This window comes from Labrys sp. WJW, assembly GCF_001676615.1.
Taxonomy (GTDB): Bacteria; Pseudomonadota; Alphaproteobacteria; order Rhizobiales; family Labraceae; genus Labrys; species Labrys sedimenti.
This window is the reverse complement of sequence record NZ_LYXZ01000009.1, coordinates 1-24,786: the sequence shown is the minus strand read 5'-3', so window position 1 is coordinate 24,786 and position 24,786 is coordinate 1. Positions and strand designations below refer to the sequence as shown.

General features: G+C 62.0%; 19 protein-coding genes. 9 read left to right on the top strand and 10 right to left on the bottom strand.

All coding sequences use genetic code 11. The features are described from left to right. The first annotated feature begins 42 nt into the window (after positions 1 to 42). Positions 43 to 1,041 carry a L,D-transpeptidase gene (locus tag BA190_RS06140; RefSeq protein WP_068284257.1) on the top strand — a complete coding sequence of 333 codons (999 nt, stop codon included), beginning with the start codon at positions 43 to 45 and terminating at the stop codon, positions 1,039 to 1,041. A gap of 155 nt (positions 1,042 to 1,196) precedes the next feature. On the opposite strand, the gene BA190_RS06135 is transcribed toward BA190_RS06140, so the two are convergent. After that, a complete protein-coding gene (locus BA190_RS06135) occupies positions 1,197 to 1,547 on the bottom strand; it encodes a hypothetical protein (protein WP_156771379.1) in 351 nt (116 codons plus the stop codon). Positions 1,548 to 1,898: 351 nt separating this feature from the next. Between BA190_RS06135 and BA190_RS06130 the strand changes: the two genes are divergently transcribed. Further along, entirely contained in the window at positions 1,899 to 2,318 is a 420-nt protein-coding gene (locus tag BA190_RS06130) for a DUF1236 domain-containing protein (RefSeq protein ID WP_068284251.1), read from the top strand. A gap of 30 nt (positions 2,319 to 2,348) precedes the next feature. On the opposite strand, the gene dinB is transcribed toward BA190_RS06130, so the two are convergent. Beyond that, positions 2,349 to 3,620, bottom strand: a complete 1,272-nt coding sequence (dinB, locus tag BA190_RS06125) for a DNA polymerase IV (RefSeq protein ID WP_068284431.1) — start codon at positions 3,618 to 3,620, stop codon at positions 2,349 to 2,351. A 298-nt stretch (positions 3,621 to 3,918) separates the two neighbouring features. On the opposite strand from dinB, the gene BA190_RS06120 reads away from it, so the two are divergent. Genes BA190_RS06120 through BA190_RS06105 form a run of 4 tightly spaced genes read left to right on the top strand, consistent with a single transcriptional unit; the run spans position 3,919 to position 8,320 of the window. Beyond that, a complete protein-coding gene (locus tag BA190_RS06120) occupies positions 3,919 to 5,370 on the top strand; it encodes a hypothetical protein (RefSeq protein WP_068284248.1) in 1,452 nt (483 codons plus the stop codon). Further along, positions 5,351 to 6,172, top strand: coding sequence for a hypothetical protein (locus BA190_RS06115; protein ID WP_156771378.1), 822 nt, complete (start codon positions 5,351 to 5,353; stop codon positions 6,170 to 6,172). The genes BA190_RS06120 and BA190_RS06115 overlap by 20 nt, the downstream gene beginning before the upstream one ends. A gap of 2 nt (positions 6,173 to 6,174) precedes the next feature. After that, positions 6,175 to 7,248: a hypothetical protein gene (locus BA190_RS06110; protein WP_068284243.1), complete on the top strand. Its 1,074-nt coding sequence runs from the start codon at positions 6,175 to 6,177 to the stop codon at positions 7,246 to 7,248. After that, complete coding sequence (locus BA190_RS06105) at positions 7,241 to 8,320, top strand: OmpA family protein (RefSeq protein ID WP_068284240.1); 1,080 nt, start codon at positions 7,241 to 7,243, stop codon at positions 8,318 to 8,320. Before BA190_RS06110 ends, BA190_RS06105 begins: the two co-directional genes overlap by 8 nt. 18 nt (positions 8,321 to 8,338) lie before the next feature. Here BA190_RS06105 and BA190_RS06100 read toward each other — a convergent pair whose 3' ends face one another. From BA190_RS06100 to BA190_RS06085, 4 genes are all read right to left on the bottom strand, one after another. Beyond that, on the bottom strand, positions 8,339 to 9,166 hold the full coding sequence (locus tag BA190_RS06100; RefSeq protein ID WP_068284237.1) for an alpha/beta hydrolase: 828 nt from the start codon (positions 9,164 to 9,166) through the stop codon (positions 8,339 to 8,341). Positions 9,167 to 9,245: 79 nt separating this feature from the next. Then, positions 9,246 to 9,698 carry a cupin domain-containing protein gene (locus BA190_RS06095; protein WP_068284234.1) on the bottom strand — a complete coding sequence of 151 codons (453 nt, stop codon included), beginning with the start codon at positions 9,696 to 9,698 and terminating at the stop codon, positions 9,246 to 9,248. Between the two features lie 308 nt (positions 9,699 to 10,006). Next, the gene (locus BA190_RS06090) at positions 10,007 to 10,261 is read right to left on the bottom strand and encodes a helix-turn-helix transcriptional regulator (RefSeq protein WP_068284231.1); all 255 of its coding nucleotides are present in this window, start codon (positions 10,259 to 10,261) and stop codon (positions 10,007 to 10,009) included. 376 nt (positions 10,262 to 10,637) lie between these two features. Next, positions 10,638 to 13,613, bottom strand: coding sequence for an NAD(P)-dependent oxidoreductase (locus tag BA190_RS06085; protein ID WP_068284228.1), 2,976 nt, complete (start codon positions 13,611 to 13,613; stop codon positions 10,638 to 10,640). Between the two features lie 542 nt (positions 13,614 to 14,155). Between BA190_RS06085 and BA190_RS06080 the strand changes: the two genes are divergently transcribed. After that, positions 14,156 to 15,346 carry a transporter substrate-binding domain-containing protein gene (locus tag BA190_RS06080; RefSeq protein ID WP_068284225.1) on the top strand — a complete coding sequence of 397 codons (1,191 nt, stop codon included), beginning with the start codon at positions 14,156 to 14,158 and terminating at the stop codon, positions 15,344 to 15,346. Positions 15,347 to 15,469: 123 nt separating this feature from the next. Continuing rightward, positions 15,470 to 16,099 carry an ANTAR domain-containing response regulator gene (locus BA190_RS06075; protein ID WP_162275057.1) on the top strand — a complete coding sequence of 210 codons (630 nt, stop codon included), beginning with the start codon at positions 15,470 to 15,472 and terminating at the stop codon, positions 16,097 to 16,099. A 122-nt stretch (positions 16,100 to 16,221) separates the two neighbouring features. Here the strand turns inward: BA190_RS06075 and BA190_RS06070 are convergent, their stop codons facing one another. The 4 genes from BA190_RS06070 to BA190_RS06055 all read right to left on the bottom strand — a co-directional run bounded on the left by BA190_RS06070 (position 16,222) and on the right by BA190_RS06055 (position 23,358). Continuing rightward, positions 16,222 to 17,865, bottom strand: coding sequence for a cytosine permease (locus BA190_RS06070; RefSeq protein WP_068284220.1), 1,644 nt, complete (start codon positions 17,863 to 17,865; stop codon positions 16,222 to 16,224). 430 nt (positions 17,866 to 18,295) lie between these two features. Beyond that, positions 18,296 to 20,380, bottom strand: a complete 2,085-nt coding sequence (locus tag BA190_RS06065) for a hydantoinase B/oxoprolinase family protein (RefSeq protein WP_082979495.1) — start codon at positions 20,378 to 20,380, stop codon at positions 18,296 to 18,298. A 38-nt stretch (positions 20,381 to 20,418) separates the two neighbouring features. Next, positions 20,419 to 22,491, bottom strand: a complete 2,073-nt coding sequence (locus BA190_RS06060) for a hydantoinase/oxoprolinase family protein (RefSeq protein ID WP_082979494.1) — start codon at positions 22,489 to 22,491, stop codon at positions 20,419 to 20,421. Between the two features lie 447 nt (positions 22,492 to 22,938). Continuing rightward, positions 22,939 to 23,358, bottom strand: coding sequence for an Rrf2 family transcriptional regulator (locus tag BA190_RS06055; RefSeq protein ID WP_068284425.1), 420 nt, complete (start codon positions 23,356 to 23,358; stop codon positions 22,939 to 22,941). Positions 23,359 to 23,483: 125 nt separating this feature from the next. Here BA190_RS06055 and hmpA point away from each other — a divergent pair, with 125 nt between their 5' ends. After that, a complete protein-coding gene (hmpA, locus tag BA190_RS06050) occupies positions 23,484 to 24,695 on the top strand; it encodes an NO-inducible flavohemoprotein (protein ID WP_068284217.1) in 1,212 nt (403 codons plus the stop codon). Positions 24,696 to 24,786: the final 91 nt, after the last annotated feature.

Below are 24,786 nucleotides of genomic sequence, written 5' to 3'. Positions count from 1 at the left end.
TCCTAGGAACAGGCACTTCGTCCCAGTCCTGGAGTGAGGTCCATGTTCAGGCTGCTTCTCGCCCTCACATTTACACTCGTCTTCGGTACGACACAGGCCGCCAGACTCGACCTCGCTAGAGTCGACCAGGCGCAATTCAGCCAAAGCGCGCCGAAGAATATCGATCCGATGCTGATCAAGGCGCAGATCCTTCTCGATCGCGCCCGCTTCTCGCCCGGCCTGATCGATGGCCACCCTTCGGAGAGCTTTACCAGGGCCGTCGCTGCCTTCCAGGCGGCGAACGGACTGACATCCGACGGCACGCTCACGCGAGAGACCTGGGACAAGCTCACGGCGACCTCCGTCATCCCCGCGCTGACGACCTATGAAGTGACGCGCAAGGACGTGCGCGGACGCTTCACCCGGCGAATTCCTACGCGCATGGAAAGGATGGCTCGTCTCAAGCGGCTCGGCTATCGCAACCTGCGGGAGCAATTGGCGGAGCGTTTCCATGTCAGCCAGCCATTGCTGACGATGCTCAACCCCGGCTCCCGTTTCAAAAAGATCGGCGCAAGCCTGACGGTGCCCTATGTCGGCCGAACCGAGCCGCCTCCCGTCGCGGCAAGCATCGAGGTCGACAAGGCCTCCCGCCAGGTCCGTGTGCTCGATCCCTCAGGCAAGGCCCTTGCGGTCTATCCGGCCTCGATCGGCAACGAGGAGAAGCCGGCCCCGAGCGGCACGACGGAGGTCAGGCACGTGGTGCACAATCCCACCTATTACTACGATCCGAAATTCGCCTTCAAAGGGATCAAGACCAAACGCCCCTTCACCATTGCTGCCGGGCCGAACAATCCGGTGGGATCGGTCTGGATCGATCTTTCCATCGAAAGCTACGGCATCCACGGCACACCCGACCCCGGCAAGATCGGCACGACCTTCTCGCATGGCTGCATCCGCTTGACCAACTGGGATGCCGAAGACCTCGCCTCCATGGTCAAGCCGGGCACGAAGGTCGACTTCAAGGGCGATGCGGCGCCCGGCGAGAACGAGCGTCCCCAATGAGGGCCCGCTCGTCCCGCGCCACGCCTCTACCGGCTGAAGCCTGCGGCTTTGCGTTCGCCCAGATCTTGCCCGACTCTCGGAACCGGATGCTTTCGGCTCAGCGCTGCCAGCGCACAACCATCTGCCGCCGGCTCAGTGCTGTTTCCGGCCTAGCCCTAATCCGGCGCCATCTGGCAGTTGGGACCGACCCATTTGTTGATCGACGTGTCGAGTTCGTTTTCCATCATGGCAGCATTGCATACCGGGTAGCGATCGTCGCCGCGCCGAGCCATGCTGCGCTCCCTGTATTGGCGAACCAGCGTATCGTGATCGGGTGGCCGTTGGCGTTTCTGCCGCAATGACAGCTGCATCACGCAATTGGCAAATGAATCCGTCCCCTCCGTAAAGCCGAAGCCGGCGCACTGGGCTTTGTTGTCCGACATCGGATCGGCGTTTCCTTTGTCGATCACGCAGACCAATAAAGAGACGACAAGCGCGGTAACCCATGAAAAAGCCAATGAACGCATTGCACGGTACCCTTTTCACTCACAATCCTTTTGCGAGCGATAGATTAGTGCCCCACCGGAGCGGCATTTTGCAATCGTTCGTGAGGCAGCCGCCCTGCCTATCATGCCTCGTCCAGGTGGGACGGCGGGAGCAATGCGCCCTGCAAATATCTGAATAGAGGCTGAGCCTTTTGTTACGTCCCGCGAGACCGGGACAGCGAACCAGGCGGGGCCTTCCGCCTGCCCTTTCGTAACAATCGGTATTCCTTTGTGAACAACGGCCCGCAATCCGAGCGGAACCTCGCCATGCTGGCGGGGTTCGGGGCCCGATTCCCACGACGGGAACAATCCGATGCGAACAGGAGGTCGACAATGACCGCAAGATCAATGCTTTTCGTCACGAGCTTGGCTCTTTGCATCGCTGCACCTTCGGCAGTATTCGCCCAGGGTGTATTGCCCGGAGCGAAGGAAGGGGCCGAACAGGGCAACGACGCCGCGGGGCCGGTCGGCGGCGTCGTCGGTGGGGCGGTGGGCGCCGTCACCGGCGGGATCAACGGCTTGATTGGTATTAAGGAGAGGCCTCGGTTCAAGAAATACGTGATCGAGCAGCATCCCCGCGTATTCACGTATGATCAACCGGTCGCGGTTGGCACGGTCCTGCCCTCCGAAGGCGTTGAATATTACGAAGTGCCCGCAGAGTATGGGCCTATCAGCTATCGATACGCGTATGTGAATGACGAGGTCGTCCTTGTCGATCCAGGGACGCGGCGGATCGTGCAGATCGTGCAATAAACAGGTTACCGAGAGCGGGGCCGTGCCTCGTCATGGCTCTGCTTGTCCGTCCTCCTCACGGTCACCCAAATCTTTCTGAGCAAGTTCTCGGAAGGCATCCGGAACGGATCGCTTTCGATCCAGCGCCGCCGTAGCGTACCCTACCGCGTCGCGCCCGAAGCGTTGGCGAATGAGATCCATGGCGCGATCGGCCGACTCGCGCGCTGCTCCGCCGGGCCGCCTTTTCTCGCCGGGAAGGGTGAGCGGAAGATCGAGCTGGGTCTCCCGCTCTTTGTGCAAATGGGAAACGGAAACCGCAACGAGCGTGATGATGGTTTCTCGCGGGTGGTCGGCAAGCGCGGTGCGCACCAGCCTGATGGCAATCTCCGCCAGTGCAATCGTCGCTGCGACCGGCGCCTCGAGCGTTATCGACCGCGTGATGGCGCGCATGTCGGCGAACCGGACGCGCACGGTCACGGTCCAGCCGGCCAAGGCCTTGGCACGAAGACGCGAGGCGACGCGATCGGCAAGCTGAAGCACGGCCGGCACGAACACGCGTGCGATGGCGGGCTGCCGCCCCAGTGCGGATTGCGCGCCGGCGGATCGGGCCCGGTGCTGCGTGCGGATCTGGCGGGGATCCCGGTTCCAGGCGAGCGAGCGGAGCTTTTCGCCAGCTGCGCGGCCCAGAAGCCGCTCGATCGAATGGCCCGGCGTCTTGGCGAGTTGGCCGATGGTGAGAATGCCGCGATCCTTGAGCCTGGCTTCGGTCACCGGCCCGACACCCCACATCAGGCCGACAGGGAGGTCATGAAGGAAGTCGAGCTCACGCGCGGGATCGACGACAACGAGGCCGTCCGGCTTTGCAACCTGGGAAGCGATCTTGGCCAGGTGCTTTGTCCGTGCGACGCCGATGGAGATCGGCAGGCCCAACTCCGTGCGCACGCGCCCTCGAATGGTGGCAGCGATATCGGCCGGTGTCCCGAAAAGATGGGTGCAGCCGGCGACATCGGCGAAAGCTTCATCGATCGAAATGCGCTCCACCAGTGGCGTGAAGTCCCCCAGTATGGCGATCGCCGCGTCGCCAAGGCGCTGATATTCGTCGAAGTGGCCGCCGACGAAAACGAGTTGCGGACAAAGCTCGCGTGCCTTGCGGCCCGACATGCCGCCACGCACCCCGAACGCCCTGGCCTCGTAGCTCGCCGCCAGCACCACCCCGCCGCCGACGGCGATCGGCCTTCCGCGCAGATTGGGATCGAGGAGTTGCTCGACGGAGGCATAGAAGGCATCGAGGTCGGCATGGAGGATGGTGGCAGGGGTTTCCATGATCTGAAATCCCACATCAGATGTTTCCTATTTGTTCTGGCCAACAGGGCGCTGTCAAGGTCCCGGAAGCGGCTGGCAGCCCCGGCGCCCCCGAATGGTACACCAGCGAGGCCGAAAAGCTCGATGGAGTCCGCGAGCAGTCTCGTATCCATCGGGATGGGCGCCGTGTTCATTCCCCCGCAATCGAGGGCCACCGCTGCAAAACCACCGCTATGATACGCGCAACACTGCCTATATAACTACGCTGTCGGCTGAAATGCCGACCGATTATTTCGTTTGAGTTTCTGGATATTGCATCTTGAAGAGCACTGCCCTCGCCCGCCTGTTGCAGGGGATCACGAAGCCTTCTCACGACAAGCGTCCCTCGATCGAGACCTTTGCGGATATCGACACGGATCGGCTCGCTGCCGAGCTCAACCTTGCCGGCCGGGGGAGAGAACGTGGCGGCAACGAGGAGCCTGCGACGTCGTCCGAGACGATGGACTCTGTCGAGACCCAGATCATCGAGCGCATCGAGGCCGCCAAGAAGGCCGCTCATGCCACCATCGAGGACGAGTTGCGCACCTATGCCGAACGCCTGGCGGCTCTCGATTTCGAGGACAGGTTCACGCAGATCCAGCATACCGCCCCGGCTGCCGTCGGCGATTTCAAACTGGAGGCCCGCGCGGGGCGCGACGACCTCTATGCGCTGCGCCGCAACCTGCGCGACCTCGACGCCGAGCAGCAGACCTTCCGGCGCAAGCACAAGATCGACCGCACCGCCCGTGTCCACGGTGGCGCAACGACCTTCCTGAAAATCGCCCTTCTCATCGTGATGTTCGTGGTGGAAGCATTTGCGAACGGCAACTTCCTGGCCAAGGGCAGCGAACAGGGCCTGCTCGGCGGCGTAACCGAAGCCATCTCCTTTGCCGCCCTCAATATCTTCGGCACCTTCATCATCGGCCATTTCGGTGTCAAGCAGATTGCCCACAACAGCGTGTTCCGCAAAGGCCTGGGGGTGCTGGCCTTCTGCTTCTACGTGGCCTTCGCTCTCGGCCTCAATCTCGCTTTGGCCCACTATCGCGACGTATCCGCCCAGTTCCTGGAGGGAGGCGGCGAGCGCGTCATGCAGGTCATGGCCACCAGCCCTTTGCAGTTGCGCGACCTCAATTCCTGGCTGTTTTTCGGGCTCGGCCTGATGTTTTCGGTGGTTGCGCTGATCGACAGCTTGACCTTTTCGGACGCTTATCCCGGCTATGCAGAAGTCCAGCACCGGCTCGAAGCGGCCAGGGACGCCTATCGCGACCGCAGGGCGGAACTCGATGAAAACCTGAAAGACGTCCGAGACGAATATCAGGACAGGATGCAGGATATCAGCAGCGATCTATCCCTGCGGCGGGGCGAGTATGAAGCCATCATCGCCAATCGCGCGCGCATGCTGAAGCTTTTCAGCCAACATCAGGAGCATCTGGAACGAGCCGCAAACGTGCTGATCAGCGTCTATCGCGAGGCGAATGCCAAGACCCGCAAGACGCCGCCTCCGGCCCGTTTCGCAAGCGCCTTCTCGCTCTCCAAGGTGAGCGTGGAGGCCAACACCGAGGGTGAATGGAGCCTGCGCGACCTGCGATCCCGCATCGAACAGATCCAGGCGATGCTGACGGCCGAGGTGAAGGAGATCCATACCGCCTACCAGACCACCATGGACGAATATCAGCAGCTCGACGACGTCGTTCCCGAGCCGGGGATGGGTGATGGCCCGAAACAGGCGTAGGCGCTCGCGCGCCACGAGCGGTTTGTCGCATTACATCCTGGGTGGCCTCCTGCTGCTGGCGGCTGCAGCGGTGGCAACCGGTTTTGCCTATCTCAAGCTGACGACACAGGCTCCGCCGAAACTCGCCGCCGATTTGTGTCCCGTCGATGGGCCGACCTCCATGACCATCGTCCTGCTCGATGCCTCGGACGCCTTGCCGCCGATCGGCCGCCAGCAATTGATGACGGAGCTCACCGATCTGGCCGAGGCGACGCCCGACTACGGCCTGTTCGAACTGCGCATCCTGGAGCCCGGTGCGTCAGGCGGGGCCGTGAAGTTCCGGGCCTGCAATCCGGGAGACGGTTCGAGCGTGGACGCCCTCACCGGCAACAAGGAGCTTGCCAGGCGGAAATGGATGCAGGGGTTCAAGCAACCACTCGAACGGGCTCTGGCCGCGGATCTGGCCGGCATTCCCTCCGACAGTTCTCCGATCATGGCGACCATCCAGGCAATTGCCGTCGAAAGATTCACCGGCGCCAAGTCGGACAGCGTTCCCAAGAAGCTGGTGGTCGTCTCCGACATGATCGAGAACGGACGAGACTACAGCCAGTATCGCGGCGACCTCTCCTTCGCCCGCTTCAGGAAGTCGATCGCCTACAAACAATTCAGGACCGATCTTCACGGCGCCGACCTGGGCATCAAATATGTACAGCGCCAGAAGCCACCGATCGACAGCGTTGCGCATATCCGGTTCTGGCAGGAGTGGATCGCCGACAATAACGGCAGGTTCGACGGCGCCGACCGGTTGCAGGGAGTGAACTGACGATGGTCCAGGACAAGGCCTGGTCGACGACCGACAGCGCCATCAGTGCCAGCCTCTTCAGCCTGTTCGTTCTGGCGGGCAGCGCCTACATCATTGCCGCCAAACTACTGCACTATCCGGCCTTCCTGGTGACGTCAGTGCCGGTGGCGGTGATGGTGGTCTATGCGCTTGTCATCGTCTTGCTGCGGCGCTTCCGCCTGCGCTTGGACCAGGCCGGCGACAATATCTACTATATGGGCTTCCTCTTCACCCTCACCAGCCTTGGCGTGTCGCTCTATCAGTTTCAGGCCGAGGGTGCGGTGGAGGAAATCGTCCGCAATTTCGGCGTCGCCATCGCCTCGACCATCGCCGGTGTCGCCCTTCGCGTGCTGTTCGGCCAGATGCGGCAGGATCCCTATGAGGTCGAGCTGGCCTCGCGCCTGGAACTGTCGGAAGCCACCCGGCGGGTTCGCCGGGAGCTGGACACCATCGTGATCGAAATCGCGAATTTCCGCCGCTCTTCCCAGCAGATGATCACCGAGGGATTTGGGGAAGCCCGCGAGGGTGTGCGGGATGCGACCAGCAGGGCGCTCGGCGACTTCGAGGATTTGACCCGGAAGGCCGCCGGGCCGATCGAGGCCAGTGCCGATGCCAGCGCCACGATCCTGAAGGCATTTGCCAAATCCGCATTCGAGAGTGTCGAGGCGGCCAATACAAAGTTCGCCGCGGAAACGGCGAAACTGTCGGAAGGCACGGACAGGCTCGCGGCGACCTTGGAAGCGGTGTCGGACCATCTCAAGAGCCTGCAGGTGCCCGCCAACGTCATCGAAGAAAAGCTGCAGCCCTCGGTCGGTGAACTGACGCAGGCCGTCTCCCAGTTGAGCAACAGCGTGGCAACCTTCATCGAACACAACTCGCCGATGACACCGACCCAGCTTCTCGACACGGAAGCCAAGCGCAATGCCCGCATCGACAATCTGGCTGAGGCGATTGCCAGTCTGACCAGGCAGATGGAAGGGGCGGCCGCCGCCAAGCAGAGCAGGCCGCTGCGATATATCAGGCGCCTCTTGCGCAAATCGGCGGCGGCCGATGCGTAGAACAACCTCCATCGGCTCGGATGGGGCGGCCTATCGGCGTGGCATCGTGCTCGGCCTAACCATGGCGGAGATCATGCTGCTGCTGGTTTTCTGCCTGCTGATCGCCCTGACGGTCATGTTCAGCCGAGAACAGGAGCGTGCCAACCTTCTTGCCGCCCGCCTGAAGCAGGCCGAAGCGGCGCTCGCAAAGGAGCAGCAGACGTCGAAGGATCTCGCCGCTCTCCTCGACGAGTTCAAACGCGCCGGAGCAATTCCCCAACAAGTCGACGATAGTTGGCGCAAACTGGTCGAAGCGCGCGATCTCGTCGACAGATTGCAGAAGAGCGGTGTCGATCCGGATCAGCTGAAACAATATGCCTCGAAACTCAAGGACATCCTGCCCACGCTGACCACCGACGTCACAGGAACCGATCTGGCAACGGCATGGCGCCAGATTGCCGAAGCGAAAAGCCGAATGACAACCATCGAACTCGGGAATTTGTCGGTGTCCGAGGTGGCCGACCTCATCGTCAAGGGCGCCAAGACACAGCAAGCCGAGCGAGAGGGGCGCGGCGAGCACGACTGGCCACCGATCATCAATTTGAGCGAAGCCAGTGGCTACAATTTTGCGATCGGCCGGGCCGACCTCACGCCGGATTTCGACAAGAAGCTCAAGACGAACGTGGTCGAGCGGGTGGCGAAGATCGTCGCCGAATATGATGTCGATGTCGTCGAGGTGATCGGCCACACGGATGAACAGGCCGTCAACAACCGCGCTTCCAATCTGGATGGCAAGCTCATCCCTGCCCTGGCAGGCAAGGTGCAGATCGATGGTCTCACCCCCGCGGACAATGCGGGTCTGGGCATGGCCCGGGCCGTGTCCGTCGCCAGGGTCCTCGAAAATGACCCTCGTCTCAAGGGCGTGACGGTTCTTCCTCTCTCCGGAGGCCAGATGATCCTGCCGGGTGACAAGGTGACCGATGGATCCGTCAGGGGCGACGTCAAGGAACGGCGCCGGATCGAGATCAGGGTGCGAAGGTCCGAAGGCAAGGCGGCGAGCGGCCTCCGGCCTGAATCGGGGACACAACCCTGACCCGACGCGCCAGGCGTCTCACATGGAGAATAGGGCGCGCGTCAAGGCATGGTCGGCATCGACGAGCCCATCCAGGATATTGAAATGGTGGCGGTCCGGCTCCTCGACGACATCCGTCTCGATGCCGAGACCTCGCCAGATATTACCGAGGAGCGCATTCTGGCGAAGGAACTCGGAGGTCTCCCGGGCACCCGCCCAGCAGATCAGCCGACTGCCGGGCAAAGGCTCGAGCAGGGCCGGGCTCTCGCTTTTGGCTTCGTTCGTATCGATCTTCAGCGTCGCATTGCGCGCAATATTCATCAACGGCCGAAGGTCGTGCAGGCCCGAAACAGAGAGTGTTCCGGCGATCCGGTCCTGGACTTCATCGGGAAGCGGCGTCGTTTGGCTGATCATGCGCGTCACCAGCTGGCCGCCGGCGGAATGGCCGATCAACCGGATCGGGCCCGGCACGATGCTCGCAGCCGCCACGATGGCCTGGCCGATCGACTTCGTGATGTCGGCGATGCGCACCTCCGGAGCAAGCGGGTAGCTGGGTATCGCCACTGCATAGCCATGCGCCAGCGCCCCCTGCGCGAGATGCGACCAGAAGCTCTTGTCGAGCGCCATCCAAAATCCGCCATGGACGAAGACGACCAGACCGGCCGGGCTCCCCTTGGGATAGAACAGGTCGAAGCGCTGGCGAAGATCGTCGCCATAGGCGAGCTCCAGCCGCGCCCGGTCATCGGCGACGAGCGCCTCGCGGGCAATCCGGGCGGGCTCGACCCAGGCATTCGGCCACGCCGCGCTCCCGGGGATGTTCGCTGCGTTGTCGTAAGCCCAGGTCCAGTCGACCACCCGATATCGCATCTTACTCTCTCTTTCAGGCCTGCCGCTCGCAAAGCGGGGCTCGCCTCACCCCGCTCCCGCTTTCCGGAAAGCCCTGGTCTCAGTTATTGGCCTCTGGAGGCAGAAAATCGACGTCGTGTTCCGCGGAAGCACGTATGACGGCTTCGACATCGGACATGTTGTGCAAGGTCTTGAACAGGTCGCGCAGCCGGCCGGCGGGCGACACCCAGAAAAGCGCGCGAGCCGGCTTGTCCGTCTTGTTGAAATAGCCATGCGGGATGCCGCGCGGCATGCGCACCAGGTCGCCGGGCTTGGCCGTCTGCCACTTTCCGTCGAGTTTCAGCTCCAGCTGACCTTCCAGCAGAAAGATGAATTCATCCTGCGTCGGATGGATGTGGACAGGCACGAACTGGCCGGGCTCGGAATTCGCCTCGAAGGCGAAGGTCGACCCGCAATCGGCCTTCGGGAAATAGCGTTGGCCAAGAATGTTCCATTCGACCTGCTCATAGCCCTCGCCGTGCCGCGTGATACCGCCATCCAGTTCCGTGGTCATCGCGATCCCTCCCCTTTGTCTGGTTTCAATATTCATTCACAAGAAAAGGCATGCGCCGCCCTCGGGCGGCGCATGCACCGGGATCATAACCTCGTCTGCGTATCCTGAAATGGGTCTTTTCCGCGGAAAGCCCGTTCTCCCGTCCAATCCGTAGCCGGCCTGCGAAATGGGAGACGGCCTTCGTCATCATCGACCGTTCAGGGGCGGCCATGAACCCAGAATCTCTATTTCGAAGCGAGTTCCGAACGTCCCGTCTTCCTGCGCCACGGCATGAATCGGGATCTGGCGGAACAGAGCCACCGTGGCTATCAGCCTCGCCGCCGCATCTGCCATCTCGAGGGCCGACCGTCCTCGATCTGTCCCAGCCCGTATAGAATGTCCGCCACAGTGGTCTTCAGCTTGGCGGACAACTTCACCGCAACGTCGGGAGGGATCGCTTCCCGGCCCGCCGCCCATGCCTCCAGCTGGGTAAGATCCACGCCCACCCGCCTTGCAAGCCATGAAGGGTCCATACCGGCCTGGTTCATCGCCTGAGCCAGGCCATTGGGATATTCAGCGGCCATCTTGATTCACAAGTCTGCAGGGAAACCTATTGCTGTCGTCCCGGTCACCTTGGGCGGTGAATATGACAGAAAGAAGCCCGCTATGGACGCTCCGGGCTTCTACGAGAAGTACTCCCCGATTTATGCCCGCGAGTGCTAGAGGTTTCTGGGGCTCCGATCCCCCAATTGTTGGACCGCCCGACTGAGGCAGCCCTGCCCAATCCGTCCAGGATCAACGTCATCCTGTCGAGCCACTTTCTGGGGTGCCGATGCCACCGGTAGGCTGGATGGAGGTGTTGCGAGACCTCCATCCAATCGGAGCCAGCATGATCGCTGGCTCATGTCCTACCGGTGCTATCCACGGCGGTCCCGCCCGGCCAAACCAGTTCCTTTAGCCTTAGGCATAAGGCCCCCTGAGCCCGAGCTTTTCAGTCAGCGCCGTGTAGCGGTTGGTGTCCCGCACGAGAGCGGCGCCATAGCGCTGCAACAGGGTGGCGCGACGGTCCGGATCGGTGGTCGATGACAGTGCTCCCCAGATCGCGGCGAGGGATTCCACGGCCTCGCGCGCCTGGCGCAGGATTGTTTCATCGGCGACAGCGCGAGCAAGCGTGCCACCTGTCACGGCACCTATGCCATTGACGGTGCGGGCGCCGGCATTGCGGTAGCCCGGCGGCAGATCGCCCTTCAGATTGGTGACGACACCGTATTGGATGACGTCGAAGATCTGGTCGACGGCCTGCCTGGCCCCCTCCACCCGCGAGGGATGGTCGGTGTCGGCGGCGGCATGCGGCAAAAGTTCGAGCTTGCCGGGATGCCGGCTTTCGAGCGCGCGATAGGGCACCATCGGGCCCGACAGCGTGCCGTCGGCCGCATTGCGGAAGAGATCGGCGTCGATGCAGGCATAGGAGACCTTGCCTTGGGCAAACGCCGCATCGAGGGCGTCGGCGTCGACCACTTCGCCACGGTCATAGTTGATGAGCACGGCGCCATCGGCGAGGCGGTTGAGGATATCGCTGCCGATCAGCGACTGGTTGGCGAAGCGTCCGCTCTTGGCATCGACCGGGCCGAGACCGGTATGCACGGTGAGGACATGAGCCCCCTCCGCCGCAGCTTCGGCGGTCGGAGCGTATTCGAAGCCTTCCGACTCGATCCAATCCTTGTGCCGCTCGCGGGCATGGATGGCCACCTGCATGCCAAAGGCGCTGGCGAGCTTGGCGAGCTCGCGGCCGATATTGCCATAGCCGATCACCGCGATGCGCCGCCCTTCCAGCTTTTCGGTCGGGAAGTCGCGCAAATGCTTGCCGGTATCGAACTCGCCGGCGACGACGCGCCGATGCAGTTCGTCGACCTTGAGGTCGGGCGCCACCTTGAGCAGGGCCTTGAAGGCCATCTGGGCCGTCGCCCGGCTGTTGAAGCTCGGCGTGTTCATCAGGGGCGCTTCGCCGCCGACGCCACTGCCGCCACCCCAGGAGACCGAACCCATATTGCCGGTGCCGGCGCCGATGCGCACGCCGCCGAGCGGAAACACCGAATTCTTCGGCAGGAAGGTGGCCGCGGCAATCACCGCATCATATTGGCCCTTGTCGGTCTGCGGCAGGAGCTCTGCCTCGGTGCTGAGATTGGGCTGGTAGAAGAAGTGGATGCGCCCCTTCTCCAACGCGCCTTCGTCCCGGATCGGCCCGAGATGGAAGACGCCGCCCTTCGCTTCGATGTGGCGGCGGACTTCCTGGTGATCGGGCTCTCCCTCACCGTCGAAGCGCATGCCGATGAGATCGGCCACCAATACCTTGTAGGTCCGGTTCGGATCGTCGCGCCTGACACGCTCGCCACCGCCATCGGCACTGGCCGGGAAGGTCTCGCCAAGCTTGGCGAGCTCTTCTTCGAGCACCACGATCTTGGCACGCAGATAGGCGTATTCGAGATTGTCGAGCAAGGCATCGATGTCCTCCACCGGCCGGATGCCGCCGATCCAGGCGCGATAATCGCCGGGCGTGCCGGGGAAGGCGTTGACATAGCGGGCAACGTCGAGACCGCGCTCATGCTCGCCATTGGGATGGGTGATGCCTTCATAGGCAAGAATTTGCTTGGAACGGGCGATGATACGGGCATGGATGGCGGCGTCGGTGATGTCGGCATCCCTGATGCGCAGCAGCGTCACCGCGGCACCGCGCCGCTCGGGATCGGCGACGCCGAGCTCGAACAGGGGATGGCTGGCCACCCACTGGTTCACGGCGGCGCGGTTACGCACCGAGCGCTTGTAGAGGTCCTGAACCGACCCGAGGCGCTTTTCCGAGCGCAGCAGGCCGAAAGTGGTCTCGGCAAAGGCAAGGGTGGAGTAGGTGTTGATCACGCCACCCAGCATCTTGTCCTGCGCCGGGTCATAGATCGGCCCGACATTGACGGTCCTCTCGCCGGTGAGAGGGCGCTTGGGATCGACCGGCGCCACGATCTTGAGCTGGCGCGGGATTGCCCAGGACGGCGACTTCTGGTTCCTCTCGACGAGATCCAGCGCCTGCGGCGTGAAGGAGACGACGAAGTAGCCCGAGATACCGCCGATCGCCTTCTGGAACGGCATAAACAGGCAGCATTTGGCAATGACGCTCTTCACCGCCTCCTCGCCCCAGGGCATGGCGCCGAGCATCGAGGTGGCGTCGAGCACGGCATGGTGTTCGGCCGGATTGCGGTCGAGCCATTCGAGCAGATTGGCGATGTCCTGGGCGGTATAGGTCGTGGCGCCGGTGGTCTCATGCCCAACCCCGATGAAGAGCTTGACGCCCATCCTTTCGAGCGCGTCGGCGCTGGGAATGGCGCCCTCTTCCTCGGCAAAGTGGATGCGGGACTCATCGCCATTGCGGGCGTAGCGGTGCATCTCGATGAGCTGCGCCCCCCAGGACTGGCGGAAGAAGCCGCCGGCCTTGGCGGCTTCGGATTCCGGCCGGAGCGTGTCGACATAGACATGCTGGCTGGGATCGCTGGCGGTCACCAGGTGGAGGGCGCAGACCGTGAAACCGCTATGGCCACCGCCGAGCCCCACCGCCATCTTGTTCGCCTTGGGGAACTCGAAATAGCGATGGATCTCCCGCATCATGTCGGTCAGGAACTTGTCGGCGGGATAGCCCCGATGCATGCTCCGCCCGACCTCGGCCGTGGTGAAGGGGCCGAGATCGCCACCCCGGTCGTCGAGCTTCCGGTAGTTCTTTTCGAGCCAGCTATCGAATTCGAAGCGCAGGAGGCGGGCATCGACCTCGTCCAGTGTGCCGTCGGTGATCGGCCCAACGCCGAAGAAGGGATTGGAGGTGCGCGCCGGCGGCCCCGAACGCGTCAGTTCGAGAGTCTTGTCGCGTTGTGCCTTTAGCGTCTGGGCATTCGCCATCGGTCGGCGTCTCCTGTTCGAGTGGAAAAGGCTTCTTGGTGCCCGATAATAGCCGGCGCTCGCTGCCGTAAATATCGCGAGCCCGACTCAACATTCACCTTGTTGCGCATTTCGGAGCGGGGGCGCGGCGGGCTGGAGAAGCCAGGCGCCGCTCCCCAGCCGGGCCGCATTGCCGATCCTCCGCTCCCAAAGCAACGGAGCAAAGCGCAGCCGTTCAACCGCCACGAGCGCCCGGGCATGGGCGACGATGAATTGGATGGAGCACCCACCCGCTGCTCCGAAGCGGGGTCGACCCGAGCCGCGTCAGCTTGACAGCGAGCGCGTCGGCTATGCCCGGGCAAGCCGAAGAAGACTTTGTACGAGCAATGGTCTCGCAAGCATCCGCGTACAGCCTTATAATCCAGTCTTGAACAAGCATTGACCGACCAGATCCGCTCCTCTAGCGTTTGAGATCACCTGCGACGGCAGCGCCACTCGAATGGCAAGTTTGCTGGCTAAGAGCAGGGTGCCGCATTCTCGTGTTGATGGAGTCTTGCGCAATAATGACAAGCGATCGACCAATCCATATTGGGGTGCTGTTCTCGAAAACGGGTTGGACCGCGGCAACCGAGCGCAGCATGCTGTCCGCGACCAAATTCGCCATCGACGAGATCAATGAGGCAGGGGGCATAAACGGGCGCGAGCTCGTTGCGATCTATGGCGATCCCGAGGGAAAGCCATCAGCATATCAGGATATGGCCCGCGAACTTTTGTCGGAAAGGAAGGCAAGCATTATCCTTGGATGCTATACTTCCAGCCAACGCAAGGCCGTCTTGAGTGTCCTGGACCGGGAGCATGGGTTATTGTGCTACCCGGCGCAATATGAAGGCTTCGAATATTCAAGGAACATCGTTTATTTTGGCGCAGTTCCCAATCAGAATAGTTTCTTCCTAGGATCCTATCTTCTGGAGAACTTCACGCCGAGACTGTACATTGTCGGTTCGGATTATGTGTGGCCGCGTGAATCCGGGAGGATCATGGCTGATCTGATCGGCTCCCGCGATGGCGAGATCGTTGGCCAGCGCTACCTTCCAGAAGAAGCGTCGATTGAAGAATTCGACGCCCTGATCAAGGACATGAAAAGCCGCAAACCGGATATCGTGTTCAACAATTTCGTCGGCAATTCGAATGTGAAATTCTACAAGGCCTATGCCGACAACGGCCTCGACGCCTATCAGATGCCGGTGGCAAGCTTGACGACCAGCGAAACCGACATCCGGGAAATCGGCATCGGTGCAGCATCCGGCCATATTACTGCGGCCACTTATTTCCAGTCGCAAACCAACTTAGCAAACAGGTCGTGTCTCGAGCGGTACCAGGCCGTGCATGGCGAACAGCCAAATGCGAACATGGGCTGGGAGGCCGCCTACACCCAGGCCCATGTGGTCGCGCAGGCGATGCGGCAGTGCGATTCCGACAACGTCAATCTCGTGCGCGCGCAAATCCTCGGTTCGACCTTCGACGCGCCGCAGGGTGTGATCGCCATCGACCCGTTGAATTCCCACGCGCATGTCTGGCCCAAGATTGGAGTCGTGCGAGAGGACGGGCAGTTCGACATCGTGGCCGAGACCAGCCACGCCGTCCCCCCCGACCCGTATCGGGCCGCCTATTTCCTGGATGACGAGGACACGCCATTGCAGCCTCCCGACCTGCCGAAAACGCTTCGCGCCGACTCTTTCGGCACTCAGGAGTGATCCAGTAATGCCTGAGAAGCCCCATGCGCTTCGACAGGCAGGCCGCTCGCGACAAACGGATGCCGGTGAGAGGATCTGATCATGCGGGGTTCCCATTCCTCCAGTGGCAAGGACAGGGATCAGATGGTTTCGGTCAAGGACCTGCGATCCTTGCGTGTCCTGCTCGTCCAGCCGAAGAACAGCGAAGGCGCGGCTCTACGGTCTCACCTGATGCGGATCGGCTGTCATGTGGAAGAAATCTGGCCCCCGCCGAGCACTTTCGAAAACATCGATATCGTTTTCGCAATGTTCGACCAGATCATAGAACACAAGCTGACGTTTGAATGGCAGGCCGACGATCCCCCTGCGGTCCTGATCGGGGTGATCGACTATGAAAATCCCCTCGCGATCGACAGACTGCTGCGAATTCGAGCGAATGCCGTCATCGGACTACCCATCCGACCCTTCGGGATTCTCACCAATCTCCTGGTGACAGTGAATAATTTCCGGCGCGAAAAGCGGCTTTGCGCAAACCTGCACCGCATGCAGGCCAAGCTCGAAACCTGCCGCACGATCGAACGCGCCAAGCTCGCGATGATGCTTACAAACAGCCGTTCGGAGCAGGAAGCCTATGGCATGCTGCGCCAGTTGGCGATGAGACGGCGAACCACGGTGGAGGTCGTTTCCGGGGAAATCCTGAGCGCCCTCGATTGGAGCGACGACGAGGACCTGCCGGCATCCCCCAGGGAATGGTGCGATCCTGAACCTCCATGAAGAATGCGGGCACAGCCCGACCGGCTCTGGCGAGATCTATCGAAGATGCCCCCGTGGCGACGCCCGAGCGAGGGCGGTCATGCAAGCCGGGCTGCACCGAAGGCGCAGCCCGCAATGGTGTTCTACGTTGCCGAACTGCGCCTGGAGTCGAGCATGACCGGCTCGCAGTTCCCGACATAGGTTCTCGCCTCCGCCCGGGCTGCCACCAGGAATTCGCGGCGGTCGGACGCACATGCCAGGCAAATCGGTTCATGACGGAATGAAGGGTCGCGATCCATTTCGTGGGCAATATAGGCCTGGGAACAATGACTGCAACGGATCCTTGCAGTCCAGGGATCGTCGACCTCGCGTCTGGGGTCGTGCGGCCGCTCCACGATATACCAATTCGCGCGCGCGATCCCCAGAGACGCCGCATAGATGACGACGGCTATCGCCAGAGTGATCGGCGGTGCCCAGATGCCGCCAAAGCTGCCGCCGAATACCAGGAGCAGGCAGCCGACCACCGATGCCACCACCCAGGCCCCGAGTCCGCCCGGGTTGACCAGCGGAACCCGGCCGGGACGAAACTCCAGCATGTCGGCCTTGATCCCGCGCAGATAGCACCAGCCGACATGGGTCATGGCGACGCCAACCCAGGCGACGATGATCACGCCCTGGAACTGCAGCGTCTGCAGCAGGTAGCCGAAGACATTGGTGAGCATCACCAGGAAGATCACGACGGACATGATCGCCACCCACACGGTGCGGGGCAAAGAGATCTTGAATGCCCGCGCAAAGAAGTTCTGCATGTTGGTGGATGAAAGATAGAAGTTGATCGTGTTGATCCTGGTCTGGCTGACCCAGACCAGAAGCACACCGAAAGGCCCCATCAGCGCCACGATGCCAATGATCGCCGACGTCTCCGACAACGGCCCCACGATCGGAATGGTCTCGGCGATGAAGATCCCGACTGCGCCGTTGATCAGCAGTGTGACGACATAGAAGGGAATGCCGAAGCTCGTATTGCCGTTGGCAATCGCATCCTCCTTGCGGCCGAAGCGGGCTACGTCCCACGTCATCATCACCACGACCCACACGCCCATATAGACCGTGAAGGCGAACCACCAGCCAGGAACACCCATGTCGGCGCTCTTTGCTGGAAGATGAGTCAGCCAGTTGTTAGAATATCCATGTGTAACGATCGCCCAGATGACGCAGGCGATGAGGCCAAGGACATAGAGAGGAAGCAAAACCCCATTGATCCGGTCCAGCCAGGTGCGGACGCCGCGCATGACCAGAGGGGCGCTGTAGCAGCAGACGATGAAATACCACAGGCTCATCGGTCCGCCGAAATAGTCCTGAAGTGCGATCGCGACGATGGTGCCCTCGGCAATGGCGTAATAGGTGATCGTCACCCCGAACAGCAGCGCGGCGAACGTTGCGCCGACCTGCCCGAAAACCGCCCGGGAAAACAGCGCCACATTCGTACCGCTTCGTGCCGCAAAGCGGGCGGCGACATTGCACAGAACGCCGTAGACCACCGTCGATAGCGCAATGCCGATCAGCGTATCGACCGTGCCGACCGACAATGCGACCGTGCTGCCGACGACGACCCAGAACATGGCGCTCATCAGGCCGAACCAAGCCATCGCAAGCGAAAATCGCGAGCTTCGCCAGGTCGGCGGCACGATATGCAAAGAGAAATCCTCGGCGGCCGCCTGGCGCAAGACTCCAGGCTCGTCCTGGTAGATGATGTCAGGTTTTGGAACGCTACTGGCTTTGTCCATGATGTCCCCTCTGTGGTCGCGGTCGCACCAATGACGGCTGGGGAACCAGGGATCAGTGGCCGGTCCGCAGGATGTGAAATTCCAGCCGTCTCTTGTCGCGGCTGGCTGTTTCCCTACACGCGAGAACTACCTTCAGCAGGTGCATGCGCGGGCCTGCTCGCGCAGAAGGCGAAGCGATGGAAGCCCGTATCATCGAAGATGTGCGCGTTGCCCTGAACACGATGGCGTTGGCGTTCCCAGCCAACCCAGCGCGACTGCAGACCGCCCCAAGGAGCGGCACTAAAGCGTTTTGCGATCTGGTGGTGTCACCAAGAACCGCAAAGACGCGTCGAACCAAAGAGTGAGAGCAATGCAGCGTTTGGGTCTAAACGCGCTTTGCTCCGGTGCGAAGGCGGAGCGTTCCGTGCTCCGCCTCCCCTCCGCGGTCGCCTCAGGCGGCTCGGGTTCTTTGGGTTGCTTCCTGGCCCAGGACCGCCAGCGTCTTGCCCCAATAGGGCACAACCCTGCGCTTGAACATCTGGCGAAACTGATTGGTCGTATTCGGCAGGAGCGTGCCATCACCCCAATCGAGGATGACGCCATATTGCCGGACGCAATCCATCTCGTTGAGCTTGCCGGCACGATAATCCGCGGCGATCGTCTCGGCGTCCGCATCGAGCCAGCCCAGGCGAGCCGCGGCGATATGCTGGCGTTCCCGCTCGGTTGCCTCGTCATCGACCTCATACTGAGCCAGGTCGCGATCGATCACCCGGATGACAACGCCGTAGTCGATCCTTGCCCGCTCAACGCTGACATATTCATCGGCGACGTCCTCGCAGACGAGTTGCGGATCGCGCAGCAAGGGGTCGCCGACGCCACCGCCGCCTGCGGATGGTCGCGTGAACACGTCGTCCAGCTCAACCGGCAGGTTGGAGAAGATGGACCCGAGATAGCGCTCCTTCTCCGTCCCCTTGTTGAGCCACACACCGTGGGGGATCGAGGGCAGGCCGCCCCACATGCCCCATGTGACCGAGCGCTCGCGATCGCAGCAATAGGACACCACGATACGCTCGCCTTCGAAGACGGAGCCGCCCTTCTCGGCGCCGAGCCCGCCTCGGGACTCACCGGGACCGGCCGAGTCCTGCACGAAATCATGGCATTTCGTCAGCACGGGAGCGAGGCGCTCCTGGCCCTCGAGGGGCTGGATGCCATATTGCGCACCGAACACCGGGGCCGTGGCATTGAAGCCGTCTCGGCCGTTGCGACCGCCCCAGCCACCTGCCATCCAGTCATACCACATGAAATAGGGACGCCCTTTGATCCTGGTGTCACGCCCGCCGACCAGCAGATATTCGAGATTGAAGGCGCAGCCCATAGTTCGCTCGGGCAGGATTTCGGCCCAAAGGCCGAACACCGAGTTCATGAGCTTTTCGAACGGGCCCGAACAGAAGCCGGCGCAAGGGCTCGGCCAATCCGCGTTGACGACGGTCCCCGGCTCTCCCACGTTCACGGTTACCGCCCGGTAGAGGCCGGAGTTCAGCGGCAGATCCGGGAACTGATATTTGGTTCCCGCCACGATGCCCGCAAACGAGCCGCCATAGGCCGCATTCAGGAAGGTGGAAATCTGCGGATGCGATCCCGACAGATCGTAATGGGCATGATTGCCGTCGATCGTGAACTTGATCTTGATCGGGATCAGGCCCTCCTCGAGCTTGGGATCCTGATCGATATAGTCCTCGGCGTACCAGGTACCATCAGGCAATTCGGCAAGGCGCGCACGCATGAGCACTTCGACCCAGTCCTGCACCTCCTGGAACGCGGTCTTGATCGTCTCGGCGCCATACTTGTCGCAAAGCCGGACGATCTCACGCTCGGCCACGGCGGTCGCCTCGGCCTGGGCTTGCATGTCACCGATGACGTCGCCGGGATTGCGCGTATTGGCGGCGATCATGCGGGCCACGTCTTCGAGCCAGACGCCCTTGCTCCAGACGCGCACCGGCGTGATGCGCAGCCCTTCGCCCATGTGGTCGAGCGCGGTGATGTTGAAGGATCCCGGTGCTGCGCCGCCCATGTCCGCCCAGTGACCATTGGCCTGCGAGTATCCGATCAACTCGCCCTTGTAGAACATCGGGCGCAGGATCCGCGTGTCGTTGAAGTGACTGCCACCGCGGAAGGGGTCGTTGATGATGAAGACGTCGCCGGGATGGATGTCGTCGCCGAACGCCTCGATCACCGCCTTGCAGGTATAATGGAGTGTTCCCACATGCGCGGCGATGTCGCCTGTTCCCTGCATCACCAGGTTGCCCTGGGGATCGCTCAGCCCCGACGAGAAGTCGCGGCAGTAGATCACGAACGAATAGCAGGTTCTCAGCAGCTGCTCGGCCATCTGGTCGACGATGTTGACGAAGGCGTTGCGCAGAACCTCGAATGTGATCGGGTCGAGTGTGGTCTTGAACACCGTCTTCCGATCCGCAGGGAGGGGCGGATGCTGGATGCCCTTGTCGGACAGCCCTGCATATTTGTCGGAGTTGCTCATGCTGTTCTTCCTCTCCATGTTCCTATGCCTGGCATCGCTTATGCGGCGTCGAGCTTGATCTGGATGTTGAGCCACTCGTCGATATGGGCGACGCAGTCCGGCGGGATGACGGTGGTCGAGTCGAGCTGGTCGATGACGGCGGGTCCCTTGATCGTGACCCCGGCCGCCAGATGATCGCGGTCATAGAGGTTGGTGGTCATCGCCTCGGCCTGTCCGTGGAACCAGACCTGCCTCGTTCCCTTGGGCGTCGCCTGGGCATCCTTGTCGATCTTGACTTTCGGGAAGGAGGGTTTGGGGGTGACGCCGATGGCGCGAACGGTCAGACGATAGATTTCGACCGGAAAGTCCTCACGCCGGAAGTTGTGCGCCTTCTGATATTCGTTGTGGAAGATCGCGATCGCCTCTTTCATCGATTTGATCTGGCCGGAAACCGGCACCGCCAGCGAACGCCACTGGCCGCGATAGCGCATGTCGACGAGACGCTGGAACGTCATGTCCTTCTCGTCGACGCCGTCGGTTTCCAGCCGCTGGCGCCCTTCGGCTTCGATCTCCCTGAACGCTGCCTCGATGTCGGCCGGATCGGCCTCGACGGCGTCCTTGAAGAACATCCGGGTCACGTCGTGCTGGACATCGACGAGCATGCAGCCGACTGCGGAGGTCACGCCGGGGTTTGGCGGCACCACCACGACCGGAATGTTGAGCTCGCGCGCGATGTCGACGCCGTGCAGGGGGCCGGCACCTCCAAAAGCCACCAGCGCGAAATCACGCGGATCGTGGCCCCGGGCAATGGAGATCAGGCGAACTGCATCGGCCATATTGGCGTTTGCGACCCGCAGCGTGGCGAGCGAGGCCTCGATCACATTGAGCCCGAGCGGCTCGGCGATTTTGGTCATCGCCACCAGGGCGGCATCACGATCGAGCTTCATCGTGCCACCGGCCAGTTCGGTACCAACGCGTCCCAGAATGATGTTCGCATCGGTGTTGGTCGGTTCGGTGCCCCCGGCCTTGTAGCAGGCGGGACCGGGCACGGAGCCGGCCGATTGCGGGCCGTTACGCAGCGACCCGGCCTTGTCGAGCCAGGAGAGCGAGCCGCCACCTGCGCCAATGGTGAGAACCTCGACCGAGGGGAAGCAGATCGGGTGGCCCCAGTCGACCTCCCACTTGTCGGTCATCCGCAGATGGCCGTCGGCTGCGAGCGAAATATCGGCCGATGTTCCACCCATATCCAGGCCTATTGCATTCTTGTAGCCGCACAGGCCGGCGAAATGCCTGCTCGCGATCGCCCCTGCCGCGATGCCTGAAGCCGCGAGCCGCGCCGCGTATTTTTCCGCCGTCGCCGGCGTTATCACGCCGCCGCCGGAATGCAGGAGCAGCACGTCGGCCTCATACCCGGCCTCGGTGGTTCTGCGGTCGATATCGCGCGCATAGGGCCGGATGATCGGCGCCAGGATCGTATTGGCGACCGTCGTGGAAAACCGGTCGTCCTCGAAGATCTCCGGATGGGTTTCGTGCGAGGTCGTGATTGCGACATCCGGCCCGAGCTCTTCGGCAAGAATTTCGGCCATTCGCAGTTCGTGAGCGCCGTTGACATAGGCGTTGATGAAGCACACTGCGACAGCGGTCACTTTCCGCTTGTGCAGGATGCGCGCTACTTCGCGAGCCTCGGCCTCGTTGAACGGCTCGATGACCTCGCCGCGATAGTTGATGCGTTCGGTAACGGCGAAACGATCGCGCCGGCGAACATAGGGCGGAGTGCCTTCCTTGTAGGCATCCCAGGGGTCTTCTCTGGTACCGCGCCCGATTTCGAGAACATCGCGGAAACCCTTGGTCGTCACCATTGCCGCGGGCTTGAAATTGCGGGTTATCAGCGCATTGGTGGCGATCGTCGTGCCGTGGGTAAACAGTTCCACGTCATGCCAATCGATCCGGGCCGCGGCAGCGCCATTCATGACGGCATCGATCGGATTGGATGTGCTTGGGACTTTTGCAACGGTCTGGTTGCCGTTGGAGTCCAGAATGAAAACGTCGGTGAATGTTCCTCCAACGTCTATGGCAACTCGAACACGTGACCCATTAGACGCATAGCTGCTCAGTCTTCCGTCTATATTCATAGGCGGACTCCTCCAGATTTACGTTGGACAGTGTGATCCGGACAGCACAACGCATGTCGTGCCGTACGATTATCTTTTATGTTTGGGGGGATGGTCACGCACAGTACCTACTGCGCGCTGCGCAACGTGCCGTGACCGCGTTCTCTGTTGAACGTAACTGGTAGCATACGCACAAAATACTGAATTCGCCAAACGTTTTTTTACGGATCTCTGGCTTGGGCCGAAGACTCCCCGTTTGCGAAGATAAGTGGGGCCGGAAGAGGCAATGAGCCTGAAAAAAGCTCTGCCCCGACGTCCGTAAACGTCCTGCCTCGGAATGAGCCTCCAAGCCCCCCGCGGGACACTTCAGACCTCACTCTCCCGGCCGGCCTCCGAGAATGGGCTCGCCTTTGGGATTCTGGTCGGTCGACGCGAGGATTGTTACAAAGGCGGGGCAAACCCGCCGTCTCACGAGGCTCTCAGCAGGTAGCCGAAATCGCCTTTGCGGGCGACGATGTCCGCCAAGGAATAGCGATCGAGTGTCGCCAGGAACGATTGCAGCGCTTCGTCCAGCACGCTTGTGAGACCGCAGGCTGGCGCGATGATGCAGGAACCGCAGCCGACCAGGTCAAAATCGTCCTCGGTATGACGGACGAGAGCGCCGACATTGATGTCGGCGGCGGACCTGGCCAGGCGTATGCCGCCATGGCGGCCGCGCACGCTTTCCAGATAGCCCGCATTCACCAGATCGTTGACGACTTTCATCAGATGGTTCTGCGAGATGGCATAGGCGCGCGCCATGTCGCCGATCGAGCATAGCGTGTCCGGCTTCCTGGCAAGGTACAGCAGCACGCGCATGGCGTAGTCGGTGTAGCGCGTCAGTCGCACCGATTTGCTCCAAAAAATATGCATCATTGTTGCATGTTTTATTTCGCCGGTATAGATGCATCCAGAATACATGTTTTGCCTCGATCAAACCCTGTCCCGAAAGCATCCAAATTACAGGAGATGTCATGCCGCAGCCGCTCAGTGCGCAAACCATCGCGCTCGTCAAAGCCACAGTTCCCGCCCTCGAGGCCCACGGGCTCGATATCGTGCGCGAAATGTATTCGCGCATGTTCAGGAACCCTGACATTCGAGATCTGTTCAATCAGTCCCATCATGGCGATGCGGCATCACAGCCGCGCGCGCTGACCGGTGCCATCCTTGCCTATGCCAGCAACATCGACAATTTGAGCGCGCTCGTGCCTGCAGTCGAGCGAATCGCTCAAAAGCATGTCGGGCTCCAGATCCTGCCCGAGCACTACCCCCATGTCGCCGATGCCCTGCTGGGTGCGATCAAGGCCGTGCTGGGGGATGCCGCGACCGACGAAATCCTCGCCGCATGGGGAGAGGCCTACTGGTTCCTTGCCCACATCCTGATTGCACGCGAGGAACGCATCTATGCCGAGCAGAAGGAAGCCATCGGCGGCTGGAACGGCTGGCGCGACTTTCGCGTGGAGAACGTGGTGCGCGAAAGCAGCGTCATCAAATCCTTCGTGCTGCGGCCAGCCGATGGCAAGGGCGTCATGCACCACATACCGGGGCAATATCTCACCTTCTGGTTCGAAATCCCCGGCCACCCGCCGATCAAGCGCAATTATTCGATCTCGGCTGCACCGAATGGGCAGACCTATCGCATATCGGTGAAGCGCGAGCCCCACGGCCTTGCGTCGGGATGGCTCCACGACCACGCCCCCGCGGGAACGATCCTCAAGGTGGCGGCGCCGGCGGGCGAGTTCTTTCTTGCCGACCGTCCGGAACGCCCTGTGGTCCTCCTGTCCGGCGGCGTAGGCCTCACGCCGATGGTGGCGATGCTGGAGGCGCTGGTCGCCGCCGGCAGCAACGTTCCTGTCCACTACATCCACGGGACGCATAATCGCCAGACCCATGCGATGCGCGAGCATGTCCGGGCGCTTGCCTCCCAAGGCAAGGCGGTGCGCGTCACCGATTTTCACCAGACGCCGCTCGCCGATGAAACCGCCGGACGCGACTATGATCGCGCCGGCCTCATCACGGATAGCTGGCTGATCGCCAATACCCCGGCCAGCGAGGCAGACTACTATATTTGCGGACCAAGGCCCTTTCTGCGTGCGGCGGTTTCGGCACTGTCGCTCGCAGGCGTGCGATCCGACCGTATCCACTACGAGTTCTTCGGCCCGGCGGACGAATTGCTCGCGGCCTGAGGACTTCCCTGCGGACGGGCCCCTTCGGTCGATATCGGCAAGGACATTCAACCGCCCCAATAGCGGCGGGCCGGCCGGCAATCAATTCAGG

Coding starts and splice junctions, on each gene's coding strand:
- BA190_RS06140 (WP_068284257.1), top strand. CDS start 43: ATGTTCAGGCTGCTTCTCGCCCTCACATTTACACTCGTCTTCGGTACG.
- BA190_RS06135 (WP_156771379.1), bottom strand. CDS start 1,547: ATGCGTTCATTGGCTTTTTCATGGGTTACCGCGCTTGTCGTCTCTTTA.
- BA190_RS06130 (WP_068284251.1), top strand. CDS start 1,899: ATGACCGCAAGATCAATGCTTTTCGTCACGAGCTTGGCTCTTTGCATC.
- dinB (WP_068284431.1), bottom strand. CDS start 3,620: ATGGAAACCCCTGCCACCATCCTCCATGCCGACCTCGATGCCTTCTAT.
- BA190_RS06115 (WP_156771378.1), top strand. CDS start 5,351: ATGGCCCGAAACAGGCGTAGGCGCTCGCGCGCCACGAGCGGTTTGTCG.
- BA190_RS06110 (WP_068284243.1), top strand. CDS start 6,175: ATGGTCCAGGACAAGGCCTGGTCGACGACCGACAGCGCCATCAGTGCC.
- BA190_RS06105 (WP_068284240.1), top strand. CDS start 7,241: ATGCGTAGAACAACCTCCATCGGCTCGGATGGGGCGGCCTATCGGCGT.
- BA190_RS06100 (WP_068284237.1), bottom strand. CDS start 9,166: ATGCGATATCGGGTGGTCGACTGGACCTGGGCTTACGACAACGCAGCG.
- BA190_RS06095 (WP_068284234.1), bottom strand. CDS start 9,698: ATGACCACGGAACTGGATGGCGGTATCACGCGGCACGGCGAGGGCTAT.
- BA190_RS06090 (WP_068284231.1), bottom strand. CDS start 10,261: ATGGCCGCTGAATATCCCAATGGCCTGGCTCAGGCGATGAACCAGGCC.
- BA190_RS06085 (WP_068284228.1), bottom strand. CDS start 13,613: ATGGCGAATGCCCAGACGCTAAAGGCACAACGCGACAAGACTCTCGAA.
- BA190_RS06080 (WP_068284225.1), top strand. CDS start 14,156: ATGACAAGCGATCGACCAATCCATATTGGGGTGCTGTTCTCGAAAACG.
- BA190_RS06075 (WP_162275057.1), top strand. CDS start 15,470: ATGGTTTCGGTCAAGGACCTGCGATCCTTGCGTGTCCTGCTCGTCCAG.
- BA190_RS06070 (WP_068284220.1), bottom strand. CDS start 17,865: ATGGACAAAGCCAGTAGCGTTCCAAAACCTGACATCATCTACCAGGAC.
- BA190_RS06065 (WP_082979495.1), bottom strand. CDS start 20,380: ATGAGCAACTCCGACAAATATGCAGGGCTGTCCGACAAGGGCATCCAG.
- BA190_RS06060 (WP_082979494.1), bottom strand. CDS start 22,491: ATGAATATAGACGGAAGACTGAGCAGCTATGCGTCTAATGGGTCACGT.
- hmpA (WP_068284217.1), top strand. CDS start 23,484: ATGCCGCAGCCGCTCAGTGCGCAAACCATCGCGCTCGTCAAAGCCACA.